Consider the following 17,221-nt stretch of genomic DNA (forward strand, 5'->3'; position numbering starts at 1 on the left):
ACGCGATGACCGTCGCCGTCGTTCTGTACACCTCCGACCTCCGGGTGCACGATCACCCGCCGCTGAGGGCCGCGCTCGACGGGGCGCAGGAGGTGGTGCCGCTGTTCGTGCGTGATCCGGCCGTGGACCGGGCGGGCTTCGCGGCCGCCAACCGGCTGGCCTTCCTCGCGGACTGTCTGGTGGACCTCGACCGGGCGCTGGGGGAGCGGGGCGGCCGACTCGTGGTGCGGAAGGGCGACACGGTCTCCGAGGTGAGGGCGTTGGTGCGGCAGACCGAGGCCGATGAGGTGCACCTGGCCGGCGGTGTGACGGCCTTCGCCCGGGCGAGGGAGGAACGCCTGCGCAAGGTGCTGGAGGAGGACGGCTGCCGGCTGTACGTGCACGACGGCGTGGTGGACGTCGTGCCGCCCGGTGACGTCACCCCGCAGGGATCGGACCACTTCGCGGTCTTCACGCCGTACTACCGGCGCTGGGCGGGCGAACCCCTGCGCACACCGCTGTCCGCCCCGAGGGAGGTGCGCGTGCCGACGGGGGTGCGCTCGGAGCGGATGCCCCGGCGCTCCGGAATCGCCGACGTGTCGCCGGGACTCGCCGCGGGAGGGGAGAGCGAGGGGCGCAAGCGGCTCGCCTCCTGGCTGACGGCGCACGGTGACGCGTACGAGCAGCGCCACGACGACCTGGCGGGGGACGTCACGTCGCGTCTCTCGCCGTACCTCCACTTCGGGGCCGTCTCCGCCCTGGAGGCCGTGCAGCGGGCCAGGAAGCGCGGCGGTGCCGGAGCGGAGGCCTTCGTGCGCCAGCTGTGCTGGCGCGACTTCCACCGCCAGGTGCTCGCCGCCCGGCCCGGGGCGGCGGGCGCGGACTACCGTCCTCGTCACGACCGCTGGCGCCGGGGTGCCGGGGCCGAGGCGGACCTGGCGGCGTGGCGCGAGGGGCGGACCGGCTATCCCGTCGTCGACGCCGCGATGCGGCAGCTCGCCCACGAGGGCTGGATGCACAACCGCGGGCGGCTGCTCACCGCGTCCTTCCTCACCAAGACGCTGTACATCGACTGGCGGGAGGGCGCCCGCCACTTCCTCGATCTGCTGGTGGACGGCGACGTGGCGAACAACCAGCTCAACTGGCAGTGGGTGGCCGGCACCGGGACGGACAGCCGCCCCCACCGCGTCCTCAACCCCGTGCTCCAGGGCAAGCGGTACGACCCGGACGGCGTCTACGTCCGGCGCTGGGTGCCGGAGCTCGCCGGTCTCGGCGCGCCGGCCGTCCACGAGCCCTGGCGCCTCTCCGGCCTCGATCGGGCCGCCTACGACTACCCGGACCCGCTGATCGGGCTCTCCGATGGGCTGGAGCGCTTCCGCCGGGGCCGGGGGACCTCCTGAGCGGAGCCGCGTCTCCCGGCGCGGACGGGTGGAGCGATGCGCATCGCTCGCATTTCGATGCGGAAACGATGCGAGTTGAGGGGCAGGAGGCTCTCGCCGGAACGTGAGGACACGGAATCGACGGGGTTCCGCCGTACCGCCGCTCCGAGACCGGCGGTCGCACGTCCCGGTGGTCGCCCGCACCGCCGCCCGGAGGAGGAACCGTCATGACCGCGCACCGGACGACCGGCCGCCTCGCCACCTCGATGGAGCCCCGCGCCCACCGTGCGAGGCGCGACACGGCGGCCGACGACGACCGGATCGCCCGAGGGCTGGTCCAGGGGGACGAGCGCTGCCTGGACGCGGCGTACCGGCGCTGGGGACGACTCGTGCACACGCTCGCGGCCCGTGCCCTGGGCGACCACCGCGAGGCGGAGGACGTCACCCAGCAGGTGTTCGTCGCCGCCTGGCGGGGCCGCGCGAACTTCCGTCCCGACCGGGGAACCCTGCCGGCCTGGCTCACCGGCATCACCCGCCGGAAGATCGCCGACGCGCTGACCGCCCGCGCCCGGCGCACCGAACTCACCGCGGCCCTCGGCGCCGCCCTGGAGCACACCGGCGGCTCCCACGAAGGCCCCGAGCGGATCATCGACCGGATCGTCGTCACCGAGGAACTGGCCAGGCTCCCCCGCGTCCAGCGCGACGTCCTGGAGCTCGCCTACTTCGCCGACCTGACCCAGACACAGATCGCCGACCGCACCGGCATGCCGCTCGGCACGGTCAAGAGCCACGCCCGCCGCGGCCTCCAACGGATGCGCCGCGGTCTCGCCCTCGCCGCGACCGGCGGGTGAGAGGCGGCCTCACTCCTTCGCGCTCGCGGCCGGTTCCCCGTACAACCGGGAGATCACGCCGATGGCCTCGGGCAGCCCGGTGGGGCGCATCATGCCGGGAGCGGGGGGCCGGCCGAGCCAGCCGGGGCCCGCGAGCAGGACCACGGGCGCCCTGCGTGCTCCCCGTACCCCGAACGCCGTCCCCGCGACGTGCCGGGCCAGGGCGTGATGCGCGGTGGACCTCGTCTGGGACCAGAGGGCGACGGCGACCGGACCCGAACGTCGCACCGCCGCGTCGAGGGCCTCCGCGGGCACCGCCGCACCGAACATCCTGGTCGGCAGGCCCCGCTCGGCCAGTCCCGCCGCGAGTGCCTCCAGAGGCAGCGAGTGCTGCTCCCCGGGGACGCACGCCAGCACGACCGGAGCGGCCGGGGACGCCGTCGCCGGGCCGGTCACGGCGGCCCGGCGCAGCGCGGTGGAGATGTGCCAGGAGAGCAGGTGCTCCACCTCGACGTAGCGGTCTTCGGACGACTCCCACTTGCGGCCCACGGCGTGCAGCGTCGGGACCATGATCTCCTGCCACGCGGTGACCAGGCCGTGCTCGGCCAGCGCCTCCTGGAGCAGCCCTTCCACGGCGGGGCCGTCGAGGCGTACGGCGGCGCGGGCGAGCCCGCGGGCCTCCTGCCGTACGTCGCCCAGCGGCAGGCCGCTGCCGGGTCCGGGCCGACGGGTCCTCCCGGGGGCCACGGGGGCGTCGGGGACGTCGGGGACGGCCGGCTCCGCCGAGGTCCGCGCCTGCCGGGCGGCCCTCGCGGCCTCGGCGGGCGGGACGCCCGAGGCCGTGAGACGGCACATCTCGTCGAGCATCGCGATGTCCGCCGGGCTCCACCGCCTGTGCCGTCCGTCCGCGCGTACGGCCGGGCCGATGCCGTACCGCCGGTCCCAGGAACGCACCGTGGTGGGAGAGACGCCCAGACGCCGTGCCACGGCACCGGTCGTGATCCCGTGAGCCGTATCGGACATGTCCCCCACCCTACGAGGTCCGGACGATGCGGAAACGACGCGAGGAGGGGAGGTCCGCGCGGGCCGAGGCTCTCAGCCCCGATAGGGCACCCTGGCGATCTCCTCGATGCCGCCCAGGGTGCCCCACTCGTTCTTGCCGAGTCGCGTCAGGGGGCGCATCAGGGTCATCTCGGGGTGGCCGTCGACCATGACCGACTCGTCCACCGCCGCGTGCACGACCCGGCCGAACACGACCGTCGAGTCGCCGATCCGCAGGGTGCTGTGCAGTTCGCACTCCAGGGCCACCGGCGACTGGGCGACCCGCGGCGGCTTCACCCGCAGGCTCGGCTCCCGCTCGATGCCGCACGCGTCGAACTCGCTCACCCCGCGCGGGAAGTCCGTCGCCGTGGCGTTGATCCGCTCGAAGAGCCCCTCGGGGGCGAGGTTCACCACGAACTCCCCCGTCTCCTCCACGTTGCGCAGGGAGTCCTTGCGTCCGACCGAGGTGAACTGCACGACCGGCGGGGCGACCGAGGAGATGGTGAAGAAGGAGTGCGGGGCGAGGTTGTCCGTCCCGTCGGCCGAGACCGTGGACACCCAGGCGATGGGCCGGGGCACGACGGTGGCGGTGAGGAGACGGTAGAAGGAGGTGCGGTCGGTCAGTTCGGGATCGATGTTCACGCGCATGGCGGCCAGTATGACCGGCGCGCCGACCGTCATCGCACGCCTGCACGACCCTTGGCCTCTGGCCTCCGCTCCCCGACACTGAGCCGATGACGCAGCGCGTGGACCTCGCGACCGTGATGGACCGATTCGCCCTCGACGACCTGGTCACCGGTTACGCGGCGGCCGTGGACGAGGGCGACTGGAACGCCTACCGGGGCCTGTTCGCCCCGGACGGCAGGGCCGACTACCGCGGCTCGGGCGGGATCGAGGGGCCGGCGGCGGAGGTCGCCGAGTGGCTGGCCGGGACGCTGCCCCTCTTTCCCGTACGCCAGCACCTCATCGTGAACCGGCGGGTGCGGTTCTCGGAGCCGGGCGGCTACCCGGAGACCGGGGACCGGGCGGACGTCGCTGCCGACTACGTGAACCCGATGCGGTTCGCCTCCGGCGAGGACTTCGTCTGCGGCGGGCGCTACGCCTTCGCGGCCCGCCGCACCCCCGACGGCTGGCGGCTGACCTCGGTCGTCGTCGACGAGCGCTGGCGCCGCCACGGCTGACCCCGGACGAGTCCCACGCGTCGCGGACACTTGAGGCATCGACGGGAGGCACGTCATGCGTGGTCCGTTCGTGATCCGCCGCCCCGGAGGCCGGGCCGACCGCTCCCCCGCTCCCCGGCGTGCCCGGGGCGGGACCGCGCGCTCCCTGCTCGCCGCCTGCTGCGGCGCCCTGCCCGTGCTCGCCTTCCCCGCTCCCGGGCTCTGGTGGTGGGCCTGGGTGGCGCTCGTCCCGTGGCTGCTGCTGATCCGTACGGCGCCGGGGGCCCGCCGGGCCGGTCTCGACGGCTGGTCCGGCGGGTTCGGCTTCATGCTGGCGATGCACCACTGGCTGCTGCCGAGCCTGCACGTGTTCCTGCTTCCGCTCGCCGCGCTGCTCGGTCTGCTGTGGCTGCCCTGGGGGTGGCTGGTCAGGGCGCTGCTCGGCGGCACCCCCTCGCCGTCGCGGGCGGGCGCGGCGCTGCTCGCGGTGCCCTCGGGCTGGCTGCTGATCGAGCTGGCCCGTTCCTGGGAGGGGCTCGGCGGACCGTGGGGGCTGCTCGGGGCGAGCCAGTGGCAGGTCCCGGCGGCGCTGCGGCTCGCCTCGGTCGGCGGGGTGTGGCTGGTGAGCCTCCTCGTGGTGGCGGTGAACACGGCCGTGGTCCTGCTCGTGACGGTGCCGGGGCGGCGTTCCGTCGGGGTGGTGGGGCTCGTGGCCTGCGCCCTGGTGGCGGGGACGGCCGCCTGGGGCGTTCCGGCCCCGCGGGAGAGCGGGTCGGTACGGGTGGGCCTCGTGCAGCCGGGGGTGTTCGGCGGCCCCGACGGGCCCGCGCTGCGTCTCGCGCGGGCCGAGGCGCTGACCCGTTCCCTCGCCGGGCAGCACCTCGACCTGGTCGTGTGGGGCGAGAGCGGGGTGGGCGCCGATCCGACGGGCGACCCGGCGCTCGCGGCCCGGCTGGCCGCGCTGTCGCGGGCGGTGGGCGCACCGCTCCTGGTGAACGTGGACGCGCGGGCCGCCGACCGTCCCGGCATCTACAAGAGCGCCGTCCTGGTCGGCCCGGCAGGTCTCACGGGCGAGCGCTACGACAAGATGCGGCTCGTCCCGTTCGGCGAGTACGTCCCCGCGCGCCCGCTCCTGGGCTGGGTGACGTCCGCCGGCCGCGCCGCGCGGGAGGACCGGCGGCGCGGCACCGAGCCGGTGGTGATGACCCTGCCCGCCCGTGCGGCCGGCGCGTCCCCGCTCCGGGTCGGGCCGCTGATCTGCTTCGAGTCCGCGTTCCCCGACATGAGCCGGCGGCTCGCCCGCGACGGGGCCGGCCTCCTGGTCGTGCAGTCCTCGACCAGTACCTTCCAGGACAGCTGGGCGCCCGCCCAGCACGCCTCGCTCGCGGCCCTGCGCGCGGCCGAGACGGGCCGGCCCGTCGTCCACGCGACGCTCACCGGGGTCAGCGCCGCGTACGGTCCCGACGGGCGCCGGATCGGTCCGGTCCTCGGCACGGACGCGAGCGCCGCCCTCGTGCGCGAGCTGCCGCTCTCGGGGACGACGACGGCCTATGTCCGGTGGGGCGACTGGCCCTTGTACGGGGCGCTGGCGGTGGTCGGCGCGGTGTGCACCGCCGAGGGCGCGGGCGCGCTCAGGACGCCTGGGCCAGCGCGTCGCGGACGACGCGCTCGCACAGCTCGTGGGTGAGCAGGGCGTCGCGGGCGCTGAGCACCCGGCCCTCCCGTACCGAGTCGAGGAAGGCGAGGGTCGCCTGCTCGATGCCGCGCTGCCGGGCCACGGGCACCCAGTCGCCGCGGCGGCGCACGGTCGGCTGCCCCTTGTGGTCGATGACCTCGGCGATGTTGAGGACCTGGCGCTTGGTGTCCTGTCCGGACACCTCCAGGACCTCCTCCGTGGAGCCGTTCATCCGGTTCATCATGCCGATGGCGGTGAAGCCGTCGCCGGAGAGCTGGAGCACCACGTGGTGCATGAGGCCCTCGCGGATCCGGGCCCGCACGTCGATGTGCTCGATCTCGCCGGGCAGCAGGAAGCGCAGGGTGTCGACGACGTGGATGAAGTCGTCGAGGACGAGGGTGCGGGGGTCCTCGGGCAGGCCGATGCGGTTCTTCTGGAGGAGGATCAGCTCGCGCGGGTGGTCGAGGCACTGGGCGTAGCTGGGGGCGAGGCGCCGGTTGAAGCCGACGGCGAGGCTGACCGAGCGCTTCTCGGCGAGCTCCACGATCCGCTCGGAGTCGGCGTACTCGTACGCGAGGGGCTTGTCGACGTACGTGGGGACGCCGGCTTCCAGGAGCCGGGCGGCGATCTCGGCGTGGGCGGCGGTGGAGGCGTGGACGAAGGCCGCGTCGAGTCCGGCGGAGAGGAGCGAGTCGAGGTCGCGGTGGCGCCGTTCGGCGGGCAGGTGCAGGGTGTCGGCCACCCGCTCCAGGGTCGCCGGGGTGCGGGTCTGGAGGTGCAGTTCGACGCCGGGGAGAGTGCCGAGGACGGGGAGGTAGGCCTTCTGCGCGATGTCTCCGAGTCCGATGCAGCCAACCTTCACGGGGTCTCCCTTGTCGTCGTCCACCGGCCCTTGGCCATCAGGGCCGTTCGCGCCGGTCAGCTTACGCGGGACGGCTCGCGTCCCCGGCCGAAGGGACCGGCTCGACGGGCGGGTTCCAGTCGCAGATGCCGTCGAAGCCGCGCAGGGCGAGGCCGGGCCCGAACAGGGAGACGGCGCTGACGGCCGTGTTGCGCAGGGCGACGGCGGGCCGGGCCGAGAGCATGGTGAGCGCGCCGGCGCGGGCGGCCTTGCGGACGATGGCGGTGGTGCGCGGCAGCCGGTCGGCGGTGTACGCGGCGAGGGCGCGGCCCGGCACGAAGTCGGGGGCGGTGCAAGCGTGGTGGGCGAGGACGACGGCGTCCTCGACGGCCTGGTTCCCGCCCTGGCCGAGGCTCGGCATCATCGCGTGCGCGGCGTCGCCGAGGAGGGCCACCCTGCCCCGGTGGAAGGCGGGCAGCGCGTCGGGCAGGTGGTGGACGTCGTGCCGCAGGATCCGGTCGGGGGCGACGCCCGCGAGGATCTCGGGGACGGGGTGGTGCCAGTCCCCGAAGAGCCGGAGCAGTTCGGCCTTCTCGTCGTCGGGCGCGTGGGCGCCGGCGGGGGCCACGGCCATGGCGTACGCGTAGACCCGGCCGTCCTTGAGGGGCTGGCTGCCCCACAGCCGGCCGGCGCCCCAGGTCTCGTGCGGGGCGAAGGGCCGCCCGGGGGCGGGGACGACGACGCGCCAGCTGGTGGCGCCGGAGTAGCGGGGGCCGGGGTGGTCGGGGAAGAGCGCCTTGCGGGTCGCCGAGTGGATGCCGTCGGCTCCGAGGACGAGCTCGGCCTCGAGTTCGCTCCGGGCCCCGGTCCCGGCGTCCGTGACGGTGACGCGGGCGGGACGGTGGTCGTCGCCGGGGTCGGTGACGGTGGCGGCGGCTCCGGTACGGACGACGCCTTCGGGGAGGGCGGAGGTGAGGAGTTCGACGAGGGTGGCCCGGTGGAGGAGGACGAGGGGTCCGCCGAAGCGGGCGGCGGCGGCCCTGGCGTCGGTACGGGCGAGCCAGCGGCCGGCGGGGGTGCGCATGCCGCCGTCGCCCTGCCAGGCGGAGAGCGCGCGGACGCGGTCGCCGATGCCGATGACGTCGAGGGCGCGCTGGGCGTTGGGGGCGAGGGCGATGCCGGCGCCGACGGGGGTGAGGTCGGCGGCGCGTTCGAGGACGGTGACCTGCCGGCCGCGCCGGTGCAGGGCGACGGCGGCGGTGAGTCCGCCGATGCCGGCTCCGACGACGACGGCACGGTGCTGTTCCATGGCTGCTCCTCGGCTCGGGACGGGCGGATCACCGACTCACTACAGGTGTAGTGAGCCCGACATCGTGACCGTACTACAGGTGTAGTCACGCCGGTAGTAGGTTGTCCCCATGACCTCAGCCACCGCCGGGACCCCGGCCCCGGAGTCCCCCGCCTCCCGCGCCGAGCGGATCGGCGACGCCGCCCTCGCCCTCCTGGTCGAGCGGGGGATGCGGGGCCTGACCCACCGCGCCGTGGACGAGCGGGCGGGACTGCCGCAGGGGTCGACGTCCAATCACGCCCGCACCCGGCAGGCCCTCCTGGAGACGGCCGTACGGCGCCAGGTCCAGCGCGAGGCCGAGGTCCTCACCCCGCACGAGCTGCCGGGCCCGGAGAGCGGCGGCGACGCACTCGTCGACGCGCTCGCCCTCGCCCTGCACCGCTATCTCACCGACCACCGCGCCCTGTTGGTCTCCCGCTACGAGCTGGCCCTGGAGGCCACCCGCCGTCCCGAGCTCCGGAGCTTCTTCGACACGGCCGGCGCGACCTTCCACACCCCGCTGATCGCGATGATGACGGCGGCCGGCTCGCCGGAGCCCGAACGGCACGCGCTCTCGCTGATCGCCTGGTGCGAGGGGCTGATGTTCTCCTGCGCGGCGGGCTCCTTCCACGCGGCCGTGCCGAGCCGCGCGGAACTGCGCACCGGGTTCGACGAGTTGCTGCGCGGCATGCTCGGGCCCCGCCCCTGACCCGGCGGCCGGAAACCTCTGGCGCCGCCGCGCGGTCCCGGGAGACGATGCCGCCCATGACCACCGAACACACCGAATCCGTCCCGCGCGTCGACCCGTCCACCACCTCGGGCGAGCGCGAGGCCCTGGAGCAGTGGCTCGACTTCCACCGCGCGACCCTCGCGATGAAGTGCGAGGGGCTCGACGACGCCCAGCTGCGCACCCCGTCCGCCCCGCCGTCGGACCTCAACCTGCTCGGCCTGGTCCGGCACATGGCCGAGGTCGAGCGCGGCTGGTTCCGCCGGGTCCTGGCCGGCGAGGAGACGCAGTGGATCTACTCGACGGAGGAGGACCGCGACCGGGACATCCACGTCACGGACGAGGACACCTACAAGGAGGCGTACGCCACCTGGCAGGCCGAGATCGCCCACGCGCGCACCCTGGCCGCCGGCCGTGACCTCGACGACCTGGGGGTGGGCAAGCACCGCACCGGTCGCACGTTCAACCTCCGGTGGATCTACCTCCACATGATCGAGGAGTACGCCCGTCACAACGGCCACGCGGACCTCATCCGCGAGCGCATCGACGGCGCGACCGGCGACTGACCCGGGCGGGGGCACCCCCGGCCGGTCAAGATCCCCGCGCGGCTCACCCGTGCGGGGCATTCCCCGCCGGTAGGGGCGCGAAGATCACTGCCGGGCCAGCAGAGTTGCGCGGGTGCATGGAACCCGAACCACAGCGAAGATCCTGGTCGGGGCGGCGGTCGCCGCCCTGGCCGGCTGCGTCTCGGTGGACGCCCCGCCGACGGCGCCCACCGCCGCCCCCGCGCCCGCGGCCGACACCGTACGGCCCGACCAGGACGTGGCACCGCAGATCGTCGAGGGCCCGGCCCGGGAGGCCCTCGAAGCGGCGCTCCCCGCTCCCCCGCCGTCCGCCGCGCCCCGCGCGTCGCCTCCGGCGGGGCAGCACCGGAGGGCGGTGACACCGCCCCGCCCGGAGGCCCCGCACCCCGACCCCGTACCGAAGCGGCGGGAGCGGCCGCGCCCGGCGGCCCGGCCGGACCTTCCCGAACTGCCGGAGCTCAGGGGGCTGCCGACGGGCCCGCCGGTCTCCCGGGCGGACGTCTGCGACCTGGGCGAGCGGTACGGGGGCTGGGCCCCCGGCAGCGATCAGGCCAGGATCTGCCACGGCACGTACGGCCGGTGAGCCTCCCGCCGGGAGGCCCGGCGACCCCACCGCCGGAAAACCCGGTGCGCCCCGCCGAAGACCCGGCGAGCCCCCACCGGAAGGCCCGGTGACCCTCCGCCGTACGCCCCGGACCCGTCACGCGCCCCTGAGCCGCAGCTCCAGGCGCTCGATCGCGGCCCGTACCCCGTTCCCGTAGCCGTCGTCGTCGAGGTGGTCCGAGGCCGCGCGGGCCCGGTCCAGATGGACCCGCGCGGCGTCGGGCCGCTGGAGCTTGACGTAGTCGGCGGCCAGGTTCAGATGGAGCGAGGGGTAGAGGGCCCGGAGGGCGGCCGCCGAATCGTGCGCGGCGAGCCGCTCCTCGGCGAGGCCCTCGGCCGCGCTCAGCGCCCGCAGGTCCCAGGCCAGCTCGGCGTCGGGATCGTCCTGGGCGTCCGCCATGTAGTGCGCGAGGGTGCAGCGGTGCAGGGGGTCCCCGTCCGGGCCGATCTGCTGCCAGAGCAGCCCGAAGCGGTTGCGGGCCTCCTCGCGGTCGCCTCCGTGGAGCAGCATCATGGCCTGCCCGATCCTGGTCATGACCCCGTCGTCCGACACCTGCTGCTGCTCGGTCACCGCGACCTCCACCCGCTCACCCACTGGGAGTGACGACGCTAGCCGCAGCCGGCCCGGATCGGGCCGAGGCTCAGCCGAGGTCCGGGATGCGCCAGTCGATCGGCTCGTGCCCCTGGGCCGCGACGGCCTCGTTGATCTGGGTGAAGGGGTGCGATCCGAAGAACTTCTTCGCCGACAGCGGCGAGGGGTGGGCGCCCTTCACCACGACGTGCCGCTCCTCGTCGATGAGCGGCAGCTTCTTCTGCGCGTAGTTGCCCCACAGGACGAAGACGGCGGGGTCGGGGCGGGAGGCGACGGCGGTGATCACCGCGTCGGTGAACTTCTCCCAGCCCTTGTTCTTGTGCGAGTTCGCCTCGCCGGAGCGGACCGTGAGGACGGCGTTGAGCAGGAGGACGCCCTGCTCGGCCCACGGCATCAGATAGCCGTTGTCCGGGATGGGGTGGCCGAGCTCCGCCTGCATCTCCTTGTAGATGTTCCGCAGGGAGGGCGGGGTCTTCACGCCGGGGCGGACGGAGAAGCAGAGGCCGTGGCCCTGCCCCTCGCCGTGGTACGGGTCCTGACCGAGGATCAGGACCTTCACCTTGTCGTACGGGGTGGCGTCGAGGGCGGCGAAGACCTCGTCCTTCGGCGGGAAGACCGGTCCCCTGGCGCGCTCCTCCTCGACGAACTCGGCGAGCTGGGCGAAGTACGGCTTCTGCAGCTCCTCGCCGAGGACACCCCGCCAGGACTCGGGCAGCATGCTGGTGTCGGTCACGGTCACAACCTCCGGTGGACGTTCGTGTTTCTCCGTCCGAGAACCTACCGGGGGCCACTGACAGTGGCCCCCCGCGGGCCGTGCCGACCTTGCTGCGGGACCTGCTACCAGCTGGCCCGGCGGCTCAGCTCCCACATCTGCATGACCGTCTGCGGGTCGAGGGCGCGCTCGCCGCCGCCGATGTCCTCGCCGGCCGCGATGTACAGCTTGCCCTGCCACAGGGGCAGCAGCCGGACGTCCTGGACCAGGATCTCCTGGGCCTCCACGAACTCGTCCGTGACGGTCCCGCGGTCGCTCTCGCGGCGGGACTTCGGCAGCAGTTCGTTGGTGATCCGGGGGCTCTCGTAGGGCGTGCCGAGGACGTTCTCCTTGCCCACGAAGGGGGCGACGAAGTTGTCCGGGTCCGGGAAGTCGGGGAACCAGCCTCGGCCGAAGACCGGGTACTCGCCCTTCTGGTAGCCCGCCTGGAACTCCTTCCAGGGCTTGCCGTGCAGGGTGACCTTGAAGAGGCCGGACTCCTCCAGCTGCCGCTTGAGCTCGGTGAACTCGGCGGCCGTCGAGGAGCCGTACCGGTCGGTGGTGTACCAGAAGTCCAGCTCGACGGGCTCGGTGATGCCCGCGTTGCGGAGGATCTTCTTCGCCTTCTCCTCGCTGGGCGAGCCGAAGCGGTCGAAGAACTTGGTGGTGTGGCCGGCGATGCCCTTCGGCACCATCGAGTACAGGGGTTCGGCGGTGCCCTGGTAGACCTTGTTGACCAGTTCGTCGCGGTCGACGAGCTGGGCGATGGCCTTGCGGACGGGGAGCTTGGCGACGGATTCGTCCTGGGTGTTGAAGACCAGGTAGCGGATGTCGGCGCCGGTCGACTCGACGAGCTGGAGGGACTTGTTCTCGGGCTTGTCCTCCTGGAGGGCGACGACCTCCTCGGCGGTGAGGCCGCGGTAGGTGGCGTCGATCTCGTTCTTCCTGAGGGCCGTGACCATGGCGTCGGAGTCGTCGAAGTACTTGATGGTGACGCCGCCGTTCTTGCGGTCGGCGAAGCCCTTGTAGGTGGGGTTCTTCGTCAGCTCCGCCGACTCGCGCTCGGTGTACGAGTCGAGGACGTACGGCCCCGAGCCCATGATCTTGCCGTCCTTGCGGAGCTGGTCGGCCGGGTACTCGGCGGGGTCCACCAGCGACATCGCGGGGGTGGCGAGGATGAACGGGAAGGTGGCGTCCGACTTGTTGAGCCGGAAGACGACCGTGCGGTCGCCGACGGTCTCGATCTTGTCGAGCGAGCCGAGCATCCCGTTGGGGCCGCCCTTGACGTTGATCGTGCGGATGCGCTCGATCGAGTACTGCACGGCCTTGGCGTCCAGCTTGTGCCCGTTGGAGAACGTGAGGCCCTCCACGAGCTTGCACTCGAAGACCCGGCTGGAGGTGTCCGTGAACTTGCAGTCGGCGGCGTCCGGCTGCGGGGTGGTGCTGCCCGTCGGGAACGCCACCAGGGTCTGGAAGACGTTCCGGAAGAGCTCCCAGGAATTGTCCCAGGCGGCGGCCGGATCAAGCGTGGAGGGAGAACTCATCGTGCCGACGACGATTCTCTGCTCCCCGGCGGATTCGCTGTCCGAGAAGACACCGCATCCGGACACCAGGGATATGGACACAAGGGCTGCAGCGGCCTGCAGACTGGTCCGGTTGAACACGTGCACGCTCCTCGTTCAGCCATGGGTCGGCCGACGATACCGCAGCACCCCGCCAGGTCAATGTTCGAGCCCGGCGGGGCACTTGAGGCATTCGACGTATAACCGGGGTCAATCCGGACAGGAAATCCGGAAAGTGTCCGGTTATCGGTCACCCGACTCCGGCGTTCAGGAAAAGGCCGCCGTCGACGACGAGCGTCTGGCCGGTGATCCACTCCGACTGGGACGAGGTGAGGAAGGCGGCCGCGCCGCCGATGTCCTCGGGCACGCCGAGCCGGCCGAGCGGATAGGCGGCGGCCGCCTCGGCCTCACGGCCCTCGTAGAGCGCCTGCGCGAATTTCGTCTTCACGACGGCCGGGGCGATCGCGTTGACCCGCACGAGCGGCGCGTATTCGTGCGCCAGCTGTAGGGTCAGATTGATCATCGCGGCCTTGCTCATGCCGTATGCGCCGATGAAAGGCGAGGCGGAGACGCCGGCGATCGAGGCGATGTTCACGATCGCCCCGCCGTGCTCCTTCTGCCAGGCGTGCCAGCTCCGCTGGGCGAGGCCGAGCGCGGAGATCACGTTCGTCTCGAAGACCTTGCGGGCCACCCCGAGGTCCATGTCCGCGATGGGCCCGAAGACCGGGTTCGTGCCGGCGTTGTTGACCAGGAAGTCCAGGCGGCCGAAGCCGTCCATCGCCGCCTCGACGGCGGCGGCCTGGTGGACCTCGTCGTGCGCCTTGCCGGGGACGCCGATCGCCCGGTCGGCCCCGAGCCGCTCGACGGCCTCCTTGAGGGCCTCCTCGCCGCGCCCGGTGATGACGACCCGGTCGCCGCGGGCGACCAGGGCCTCGGCGATGCCGTAGCCGATGCCCCGGCTGGCGCCGGTGACGAGGGCGACCTTGCCGGACAGCTCCGGCCGTTCCTGCGTGCTCATGCGCGCCTCCTCCTCTCGCCGCCGGTCGTCAGTTGAGCGGGCCGCCGGCCACGTACATGACCTGGCCGGAGACGAAGCCGGCGTCGTCGCCCGTGAAGAACGCGATCGCGTTGGCGACGTCCTCGGGGCGGCCGACCCGCTGCACCGGGATCATGGAGGCGGCGGCCGCCTGGAACCCCTCGAAGCCCATGCCGACGCGCTCGGCGGTCTGCGCGGTCATCTCGGTGACGATGAAGCCCGGGGCGACGGCGTTGGCGGTGATGCCGAACTTGCCGAGCTCCTTGGCGAGGGTCTTGGTGAAGCCCTGCAGACCCGCCTTGACGGCCGAGTAGTTGGCCTGGCCGCGGTTGCCGAGCGCCGAGGAGGAGGAGAGGGAGACGATACGGCCGAAGCCGGCGTCCACCATGTGCTTCTGGCACGCCTTCGCCATCAGGAAGGCGCCCTTGAGGTGGACGTTCATGACGAGGTCCCAGTCGGACTCGGACATCTTGAAGAGCAGGTTGTCGCGGAGCACGCCCGCGTTGTTGACGAGGATCGTCGGCGCGCCGAGCTCGGCGGCGATCCGCGCGACGGCGGCCTCCACCTGCGCGCCGTCCGAGACGTCGCAGCCGACCGCGAGAGCGGTGCCGCCCGCGGCGGTGATCTTCTCGACGGTGTCCTTGCAGGCCGCCTCGTCGAGGTCGAGTACGGCGACGGCGCGGCCCTCGGCCGCCAGGCGGAGCGCGGTGGCCGCGCCGATACCCCGTGCGGCACCCGTGACGACGGCTACGCGCTGCTCGGTGGTGGACATGCTTGGTTCTCCTCGCCCTTGGATCGTCCCTGGTCGCGGTCGAACCGGTGGCCGCTCCTGCGTCCCGCACATGAGCGACCGCTTAGTATCGTCCGCAGACGAGACGCTAGAAGCCCTGGCACCCGGTGTCAACGGCCCACCGGGTGCACCAGGTCACTCCTCGGTCACTCCTCGGTCACTCACCGCACGAGCAGGTCGAGCAGCCGTTCCACCTCGGCTTCCGGGTCGGTCGTCAGACCCGTGTGGACGGGCCCCGGCTGCACCACCGTGGAGCGCGGCGCGATCAGCCAGCGGAAGCGCCGTCCCGCGTCGTCGCGCGCGGCCTGACCCGCCGCGTCGCCGCCCAGGCAGACCCCCTCGACGGCGCGCAGCGCGGCCCGTACGCCGGTCACGTCGGCCGCCGGGTCGAGCACCGTCAGCTTGGCCTCGTCCAGGTGCGTACGGGCGGCCACGAAGGACCGGGCGCGGCAGTAGACGACCACTCCCGCGTTGAAGCACTCGCCGCGCTCCACCCGCGGCACGACGCGCAGCAGCGCGTACTCGAAGACATCGCGGTCGGTCACGTCGTGCTGTCCTTCTCGGTGGAGTGCTTCCGGGGCGCGAGTCGCTCGGCGAGCCAGCCGGGCGGCTGCTGCGGCCGGCCCTCGGTGCGCGGTCCGAGCGTGATCCGCTCGTGGATGGTGGCGGCGCGCGGCAGCAGCGCGGAGACGTAGGCGGCGCGCACCTCGTCCGTGCCGTCGAAGCCGGGCTCGTCGACGAGCCACTCGTCGGGGACGTCGGCGGCGACCTCCTCCAGGAGCTCGCGGGTGACGAGCGGGGCGAGCTCGGCGGCCGCGGCGGCGATGTCCGGGCCGAAGGGGGCGAGCGCGTGGTCGGAGGCGTCGTACGGCTTGGCGGCGGAGGCCTGGGCACCCGGCCAGTTGTGGTGCCAGATCATGGTGGCGCCGTGGTCGATGAGCCACAGGTCGCCGTGCCAGACGAGCATGTTCGGGTTGCGCCAGGACCGGTCGACGTTGTTGATGACCGCGTCGAACCAGACGACCTTCCCGGCCTCCTTCGGGTCGACCTCGTACGCGAGCGGGTCGAAGCCCAGCGCGCCGGGCAGGAAGTCCATGCCCAGGTTGAGCCCGCCGCTCGCCTTGAGCAGCTCCTGCACCTCCTGGTCGGGCTCGGAGAGCCCGATGACCGGGTCGAGCTGGATGGTGACGAGCTCCGGCACCCGCAGGCCGAGCCGGCGGGCGAGCTGCCCGCAGATGACCTCGGCGACCAGGGTCTTGCGGCCCTGGCCCGCGCCGGTGAATTTCATGACGTACGTGCCGAGGTCGTCGGCCTCGACGATCCCGGGGAGCGAGCCGCCTTCACGCAAGGGCGTGACGTAGCGGGTCGCTGTCACCTCTGTAAGCATCCGCCCAGGGTATCGGCGTCGTGATCGTCGCGGCACGGCGTTCGTGCGCCGCTCCGCATCGTCGCGGCACGACGTCCGTAGGCGCACTCCGTACCGTCGCGGCACGACGTCCGTACGCGCACCCCGTATCGGCGCGGCACGACGTCCGTAGGCGTGCTCCGTCAGCGTGCGGCGGACGCGGCCAGGATGCGGTCGAGCAGCGCGTCGAGCCCGTCGGTCAGCTCCTGGTAGCCGCCCTTCTCGGCCAGGGAGGGCGCGGTCTCGCGCAGCCGGGGAAGCTCGCGGGCCGGCATCAGGTGCAGGCCGAGGCGGAACGCCGGATCGGGTTCGTCGGGGTTGTCGACCATGGCCCGCAGGTCGCTGAAGATGTAGCCGAGCACCCATGCGGTGACCGCCCGGTAGGCGGTGACGACGCCCTGTTCGTCGAGCCCGGCGCGGTCGAGCTGCGCCAGCACCCGCTCGTGGGCCTGCAGCACCGCGAGCGGGCGCCGGGCCAGCGGTACGGCGAGCAGTCGGGTGGCGAGCAGCGGCACGACGTGCGGGTGGGCGAGGGAGATCCGGTACAGGGCGCAGGCGCCGCGGAGGAGTTCGGCGCGCCATTCGGGCAGGTCGGGCGCCTGGCCGCGGGGGGCGGGCTCCTCGCGCGCAAGGTCCTCGTCCAGTTCGGTGTAGAGCTGCTCGACGAGTCCGTCCAGGAGCGCGTCCTTGCTGGGTGCGTAGCGGTACAGCGCCATCGCCTCGACGTCGAGCTCCGCGGCGACCCGCCGCATGCTCAGTGCGGACAGGCCCTCGTGGTCCACCACGTCGAGGGCCGCGGCGAGCACGCGCTCACGGCTCAGCCGGCGGCGGCCGCGGCGGCGCTCGGTGGGGTGGCCGATGTCCACCTTCCTGCGGTCCGGCTGGGTGCTGCTGACCATGGCGTGCCTCCGGGCTCGACGTCGCGGGGCGACTCCTCCC

19 protein-coding genes are annotated in these 17,221 nt (G+C 73.4%); 7 read left to right on the forward strand and 12 right to left on the reverse strand.

The window, feature by feature from the left end; translation table 11 throughout:
- Nucleotides 1-5: 5 nt before the first annotated feature.
- A complete protein-coding gene (locus SVTN_RS05870) occupies nt 6-1,379 on the forward strand; it encodes a cryptochrome/photolyase family protein (RefSeq protein WP_041128097.1) in 1,374 nt (457 codons plus the stop codon).
- Nucleotides 1,380-1,585: 206 nt separating this feature from the next.
- Nucleotides 1,586-2,209, forward strand: coding sequence for a sigma-70 family RNA polymerase sigma factor (locus SVTN_RS05875; RefSeq protein WP_425428947.1), 624 nt, complete (start codon nt 1,586-1,588; stop codon nt 2,207-2,209).
- 9 nt (nt 2,210-2,218) lie between these two features.
- Here the strand turns inward: SVTN_RS05875 and SVTN_RS05880 are convergent, their stop codons facing one another.
- Both SVTN_RS05880 and SVTN_RS05885 read right to left on the reverse strand, forming a co-directional pair.
- Nucleotides 2,219-3,211, reverse strand: a complete 993-nt coding sequence (locus SVTN_RS05880; RefSeq protein ID WP_041128098.1) for a MerR family transcriptional regulator — start codon at nt 3,209-3,211, stop codon at nt 2,219-2,221.
- A 72-nt stretch (nt 3,212-3,283) separates the two neighbouring features.
- Nucleotides 3,284-3,877, reverse strand: coding sequence for a flavin reductase family protein (locus SVTN_RS05885; protein ID WP_041133638.1), 594 nt, complete (start codon nt 3,875-3,877; stop codon nt 3,284-3,286).
- Nucleotides 3,878-3,963: 86 nt separating this feature from the next.
- On the opposite strand from SVTN_RS05885, the gene SVTN_RS05890 reads away from it, so the two are divergent.
- Nucleotides 3,964-4,410 (forward strand): nuclear transport factor 2 family protein, encoded by a 447-nt coding sequence (locus tag SVTN_RS05890; RefSeq protein ID WP_041128099.1) that lies wholly within the window; start codon nt 3,964-3,966, stop codon nt 4,408-4,410.
- A gap of 55 nt (nt 4,411-4,465) precedes the next feature.
- Nucleotides 4,466-6,076: an apolipoprotein N-acyltransferase gene (gene lnt / locus SVTN_RS05895; protein ID WP_041128100.1), complete on the forward strand. Its 1,611-nt coding sequence runs from the start codon at nt 4,466-4,468 to the stop codon at nt 6,074-6,076.
- Here the strand turns inward: lnt and SVTN_RS05900 are convergent.
- A complete protein-coding gene (locus SVTN_RS05900) occupies nt 6,021-6,926 on the reverse strand; it encodes a Gfo/Idh/MocA family protein (RefSeq protein WP_041133639.1) in 906 nt (301 codons plus the stop codon). The two genes, lnt and SVTN_RS05900, sit on opposite strands and share 56 nt — an antisense overlap.
- Before the next feature lie 61 nt (nt 6,927-6,987).
- A complete protein-coding gene (locus SVTN_RS05905; protein ID WP_041128101.1) occupies nt 6,988-8,214 on the reverse strand; it encodes an FAD-dependent monooxygenase in 1,227 nt (408 codons plus the stop codon).
- 109 nt (nt 8,215-8,323) lie between these two features.
- Between SVTN_RS05905 and SVTN_RS05910 the strand changes: the two genes are divergently transcribed.
- The 3 genes from SVTN_RS05910 (at nt 8,324) to SVTN_RS05920 (ending at nt 10,126) form a co-directional block, all read left to right on the forward strand.
- On the forward strand, nt 8,324-8,941 hold the full coding sequence (locus SVTN_RS05910; RefSeq protein ID WP_041128102.1) for a TetR/AcrR family transcriptional regulator: 618 nt from the start codon (nt 8,324-8,326) through the stop codon (nt 8,939-8,941).
- A 56-nt stretch (nt 8,942-8,997) separates the two neighbouring features.
- Complete coding sequence (locus tag SVTN_RS05915) at nt 8,998-9,525, forward strand: DinB family protein (RefSeq protein ID WP_041128103.1); 528 nt, start codon at nt 8,998-9,000, stop codon at nt 9,523-9,525.
- A 112-nt stretch (nt 9,526-9,637) separates the two neighbouring features.
- Nucleotides 9,638-10,126, forward strand: a complete 489-nt coding sequence (locus SVTN_RS05920; protein WP_041128104.1) for a hypothetical protein — start codon at nt 9,638-9,640, stop codon at nt 10,124-10,126.
- Between the two features lie 117 nt (nt 10,127-10,243).
- On the opposite strand, the gene SVTN_RS05925 is transcribed toward SVTN_RS05920, so the two are convergent.
- The 8 genes from SVTN_RS05925 to SVTN_RS05960 all read right to left on the reverse strand — a co-directional run bounded on the left by SVTN_RS05925 (nt 10,244) and on the right by SVTN_RS05960 (nt 17,181).
- Nucleotides 10,244-10,717 (reverse strand): hypothetical protein, encoded by a 474-nt coding sequence (locus tag SVTN_RS05925; RefSeq protein WP_041133640.1) that lies wholly within the window; start codon nt 10,715-10,717, stop codon nt 10,244-10,246.
- Nucleotides 10,718-10,787: 70 nt separating this feature from the next.
- On the reverse strand, nt 10,788-11,477 hold the full coding sequence (gene ung, locus SVTN_RS05930; protein ID WP_174518236.1) for a uracil-DNA glycosylase: 690 nt from the start codon (nt 11,475-11,477) through the stop codon (nt 10,788-10,790).
- Between the two features lie 98 nt (nt 11,478-11,575).
- Nucleotides 11,576-13,153: an ABC transporter substrate-binding protein gene (locus tag SVTN_RS05935; protein WP_041128105.1), complete on the reverse strand. Its 1,578-nt coding sequence runs from the start codon at nt 13,151-13,153 to the stop codon at nt 11,576-11,578.
- A 148-nt stretch (nt 13,154-13,301) separates the two neighbouring features.
- Nucleotides 13,302-14,069, reverse strand: a complete 768-nt coding sequence (locus SVTN_RS05940; RefSeq protein WP_041128106.1) for an SDR family oxidoreductase — start codon at nt 14,067-14,069, stop codon at nt 13,302-13,304.
- 28 nt (nt 14,070-14,097) lie between these two features.
- Entirely contained in the window at nt 14,098-14,859 is a 762-nt protein-coding gene (fabG, locus tag SVTN_RS05945; RefSeq protein ID WP_041128107.1) for a 3-oxoacyl-ACP reductase FabG, read from the reverse strand.
- Nucleotides 14,860-15,038: 179 nt separating this feature from the next.
- Complete coding sequence (locus SVTN_RS05950; RefSeq protein ID WP_041128108.1) at nt 15,039-15,422, reverse strand: DUF3037 domain-containing protein; 384 nt, start codon at nt 15,420-15,422, stop codon at nt 15,039-15,041.
- Nucleotides 15,419-16,264, reverse strand: coding sequence for a HipA family kinase (locus tag SVTN_RS05955; protein WP_041128109.1), 846 nt, complete (start codon nt 16,262-16,264; stop codon nt 15,419-15,421). Before SVTN_RS05955 ends, SVTN_RS05950 begins: the two co-directional genes overlap by 4 nt.
- 161 nt (nt 16,265-16,425) lie before the next feature.
- Nucleotides 16,426-17,181 carry a TetR/AcrR family transcriptional regulator gene (locus SVTN_RS05960; RefSeq protein WP_078908225.1) on the reverse strand — a complete coding sequence of 252 codons (756 nt, stop codon included), beginning with the start codon at nt 17,179-17,181 and terminating at the stop codon, nt 16,426-16,428.
- Nucleotides 17,182-17,221: the final 40 nt, after the last annotated feature.

The organism is Streptomyces vietnamensis, assembly GCF_000830005.1.
Taxonomy (GTDB): domain Bacteria; phylum Actinomycetota; class Actinomycetes; order Streptomycetales; family Streptomycetaceae; genus Streptomyces; species Streptomyces vietnamensis.

Excerpts from the sequence above, each read along its gene's own strand:
- SVTN_RS05870 (WP_041128097.1), top strand. The coding sequence starts at position 6 with ATGACCGTCGCCGTCGTTCTGTACACCTCCGACCTCCGGGTGCACGAT.
- SVTN_RS05875 (WP_425428947.1), top strand. The coding sequence starts at position 1,586 with ATGACCGCGCACCGGACGACCGGCCGCCTCGCCACCTCGATGGAGCCC.
- SVTN_RS05880 (WP_041128098.1), bottom strand. The coding sequence starts at position 3,211 with ATGTCCGATACGGCTCACGGGATCACGACCGGTGCCGTGGCACGGCGT.
- SVTN_RS05885 (WP_041133638.1), bottom strand. The coding sequence starts at position 3,877 with ATGCGCGTGAACATCGATCCCGAACTGACCGACCGCACCTCCTTCTAC.
- SVTN_RS05890 (WP_041128099.1), top strand. The coding sequence starts at position 3,964 with ATGACGCAGCGCGTGGACCTCGCGACCGTGATGGACCGATTCGCCCTC.
- lnt (WP_041128100.1), top strand. The coding sequence starts at position 4,466 with ATGCGTGGTCCGTTCGTGATCCGCCGCCCCGGAGGCCGGGCCGACCGC.
- SVTN_RS05905 (WP_041128101.1), bottom strand. The coding sequence starts at position 8,214 with ATGGAACAGCACCGTGCCGTCGTCGTCGGAGCCGGCATCGGCGGACTC.
- SVTN_RS05910 (WP_041128102.1), top strand. The coding sequence starts at position 8,324 with ATGACCTCAGCCACCGCCGGGACCCCGGCCCCGGAGTCCCCCGCCTCC.
- SVTN_RS05915 (WP_041128103.1), top strand. The coding sequence starts at position 8,998 with ATGACCACCGAACACACCGAATCCGTCCCGCGCGTCGACCCGTCCACC.
- SVTN_RS05940 (WP_041128106.1), bottom strand. The coding sequence starts at position 14,069 with ATGAGCACGCAGGAACGGCCGGAGCTGTCCGGCAAGGTCGCCCTCGTC.
- fabG (WP_041128107.1), bottom strand. The coding sequence starts at position 14,859 with ATGTCCACCACCGAGCAGCGCGTAGCCGTCGTCACGGGTGCCGCACGG.
- SVTN_RS05955 (WP_041128109.1), bottom strand. The coding sequence starts at position 16,264 with ATGCTTACAGAGGTGACAGCGACCCGCTACGTCACGCCCTTGCGTGAA.
- SVTN_RS05960 (WP_078908225.1), bottom strand. The coding sequence starts at position 17,181 with ATGGTCAGCAGCACCCAGCCGGACCGCAGGAAGGTGGACATCGGCCAC.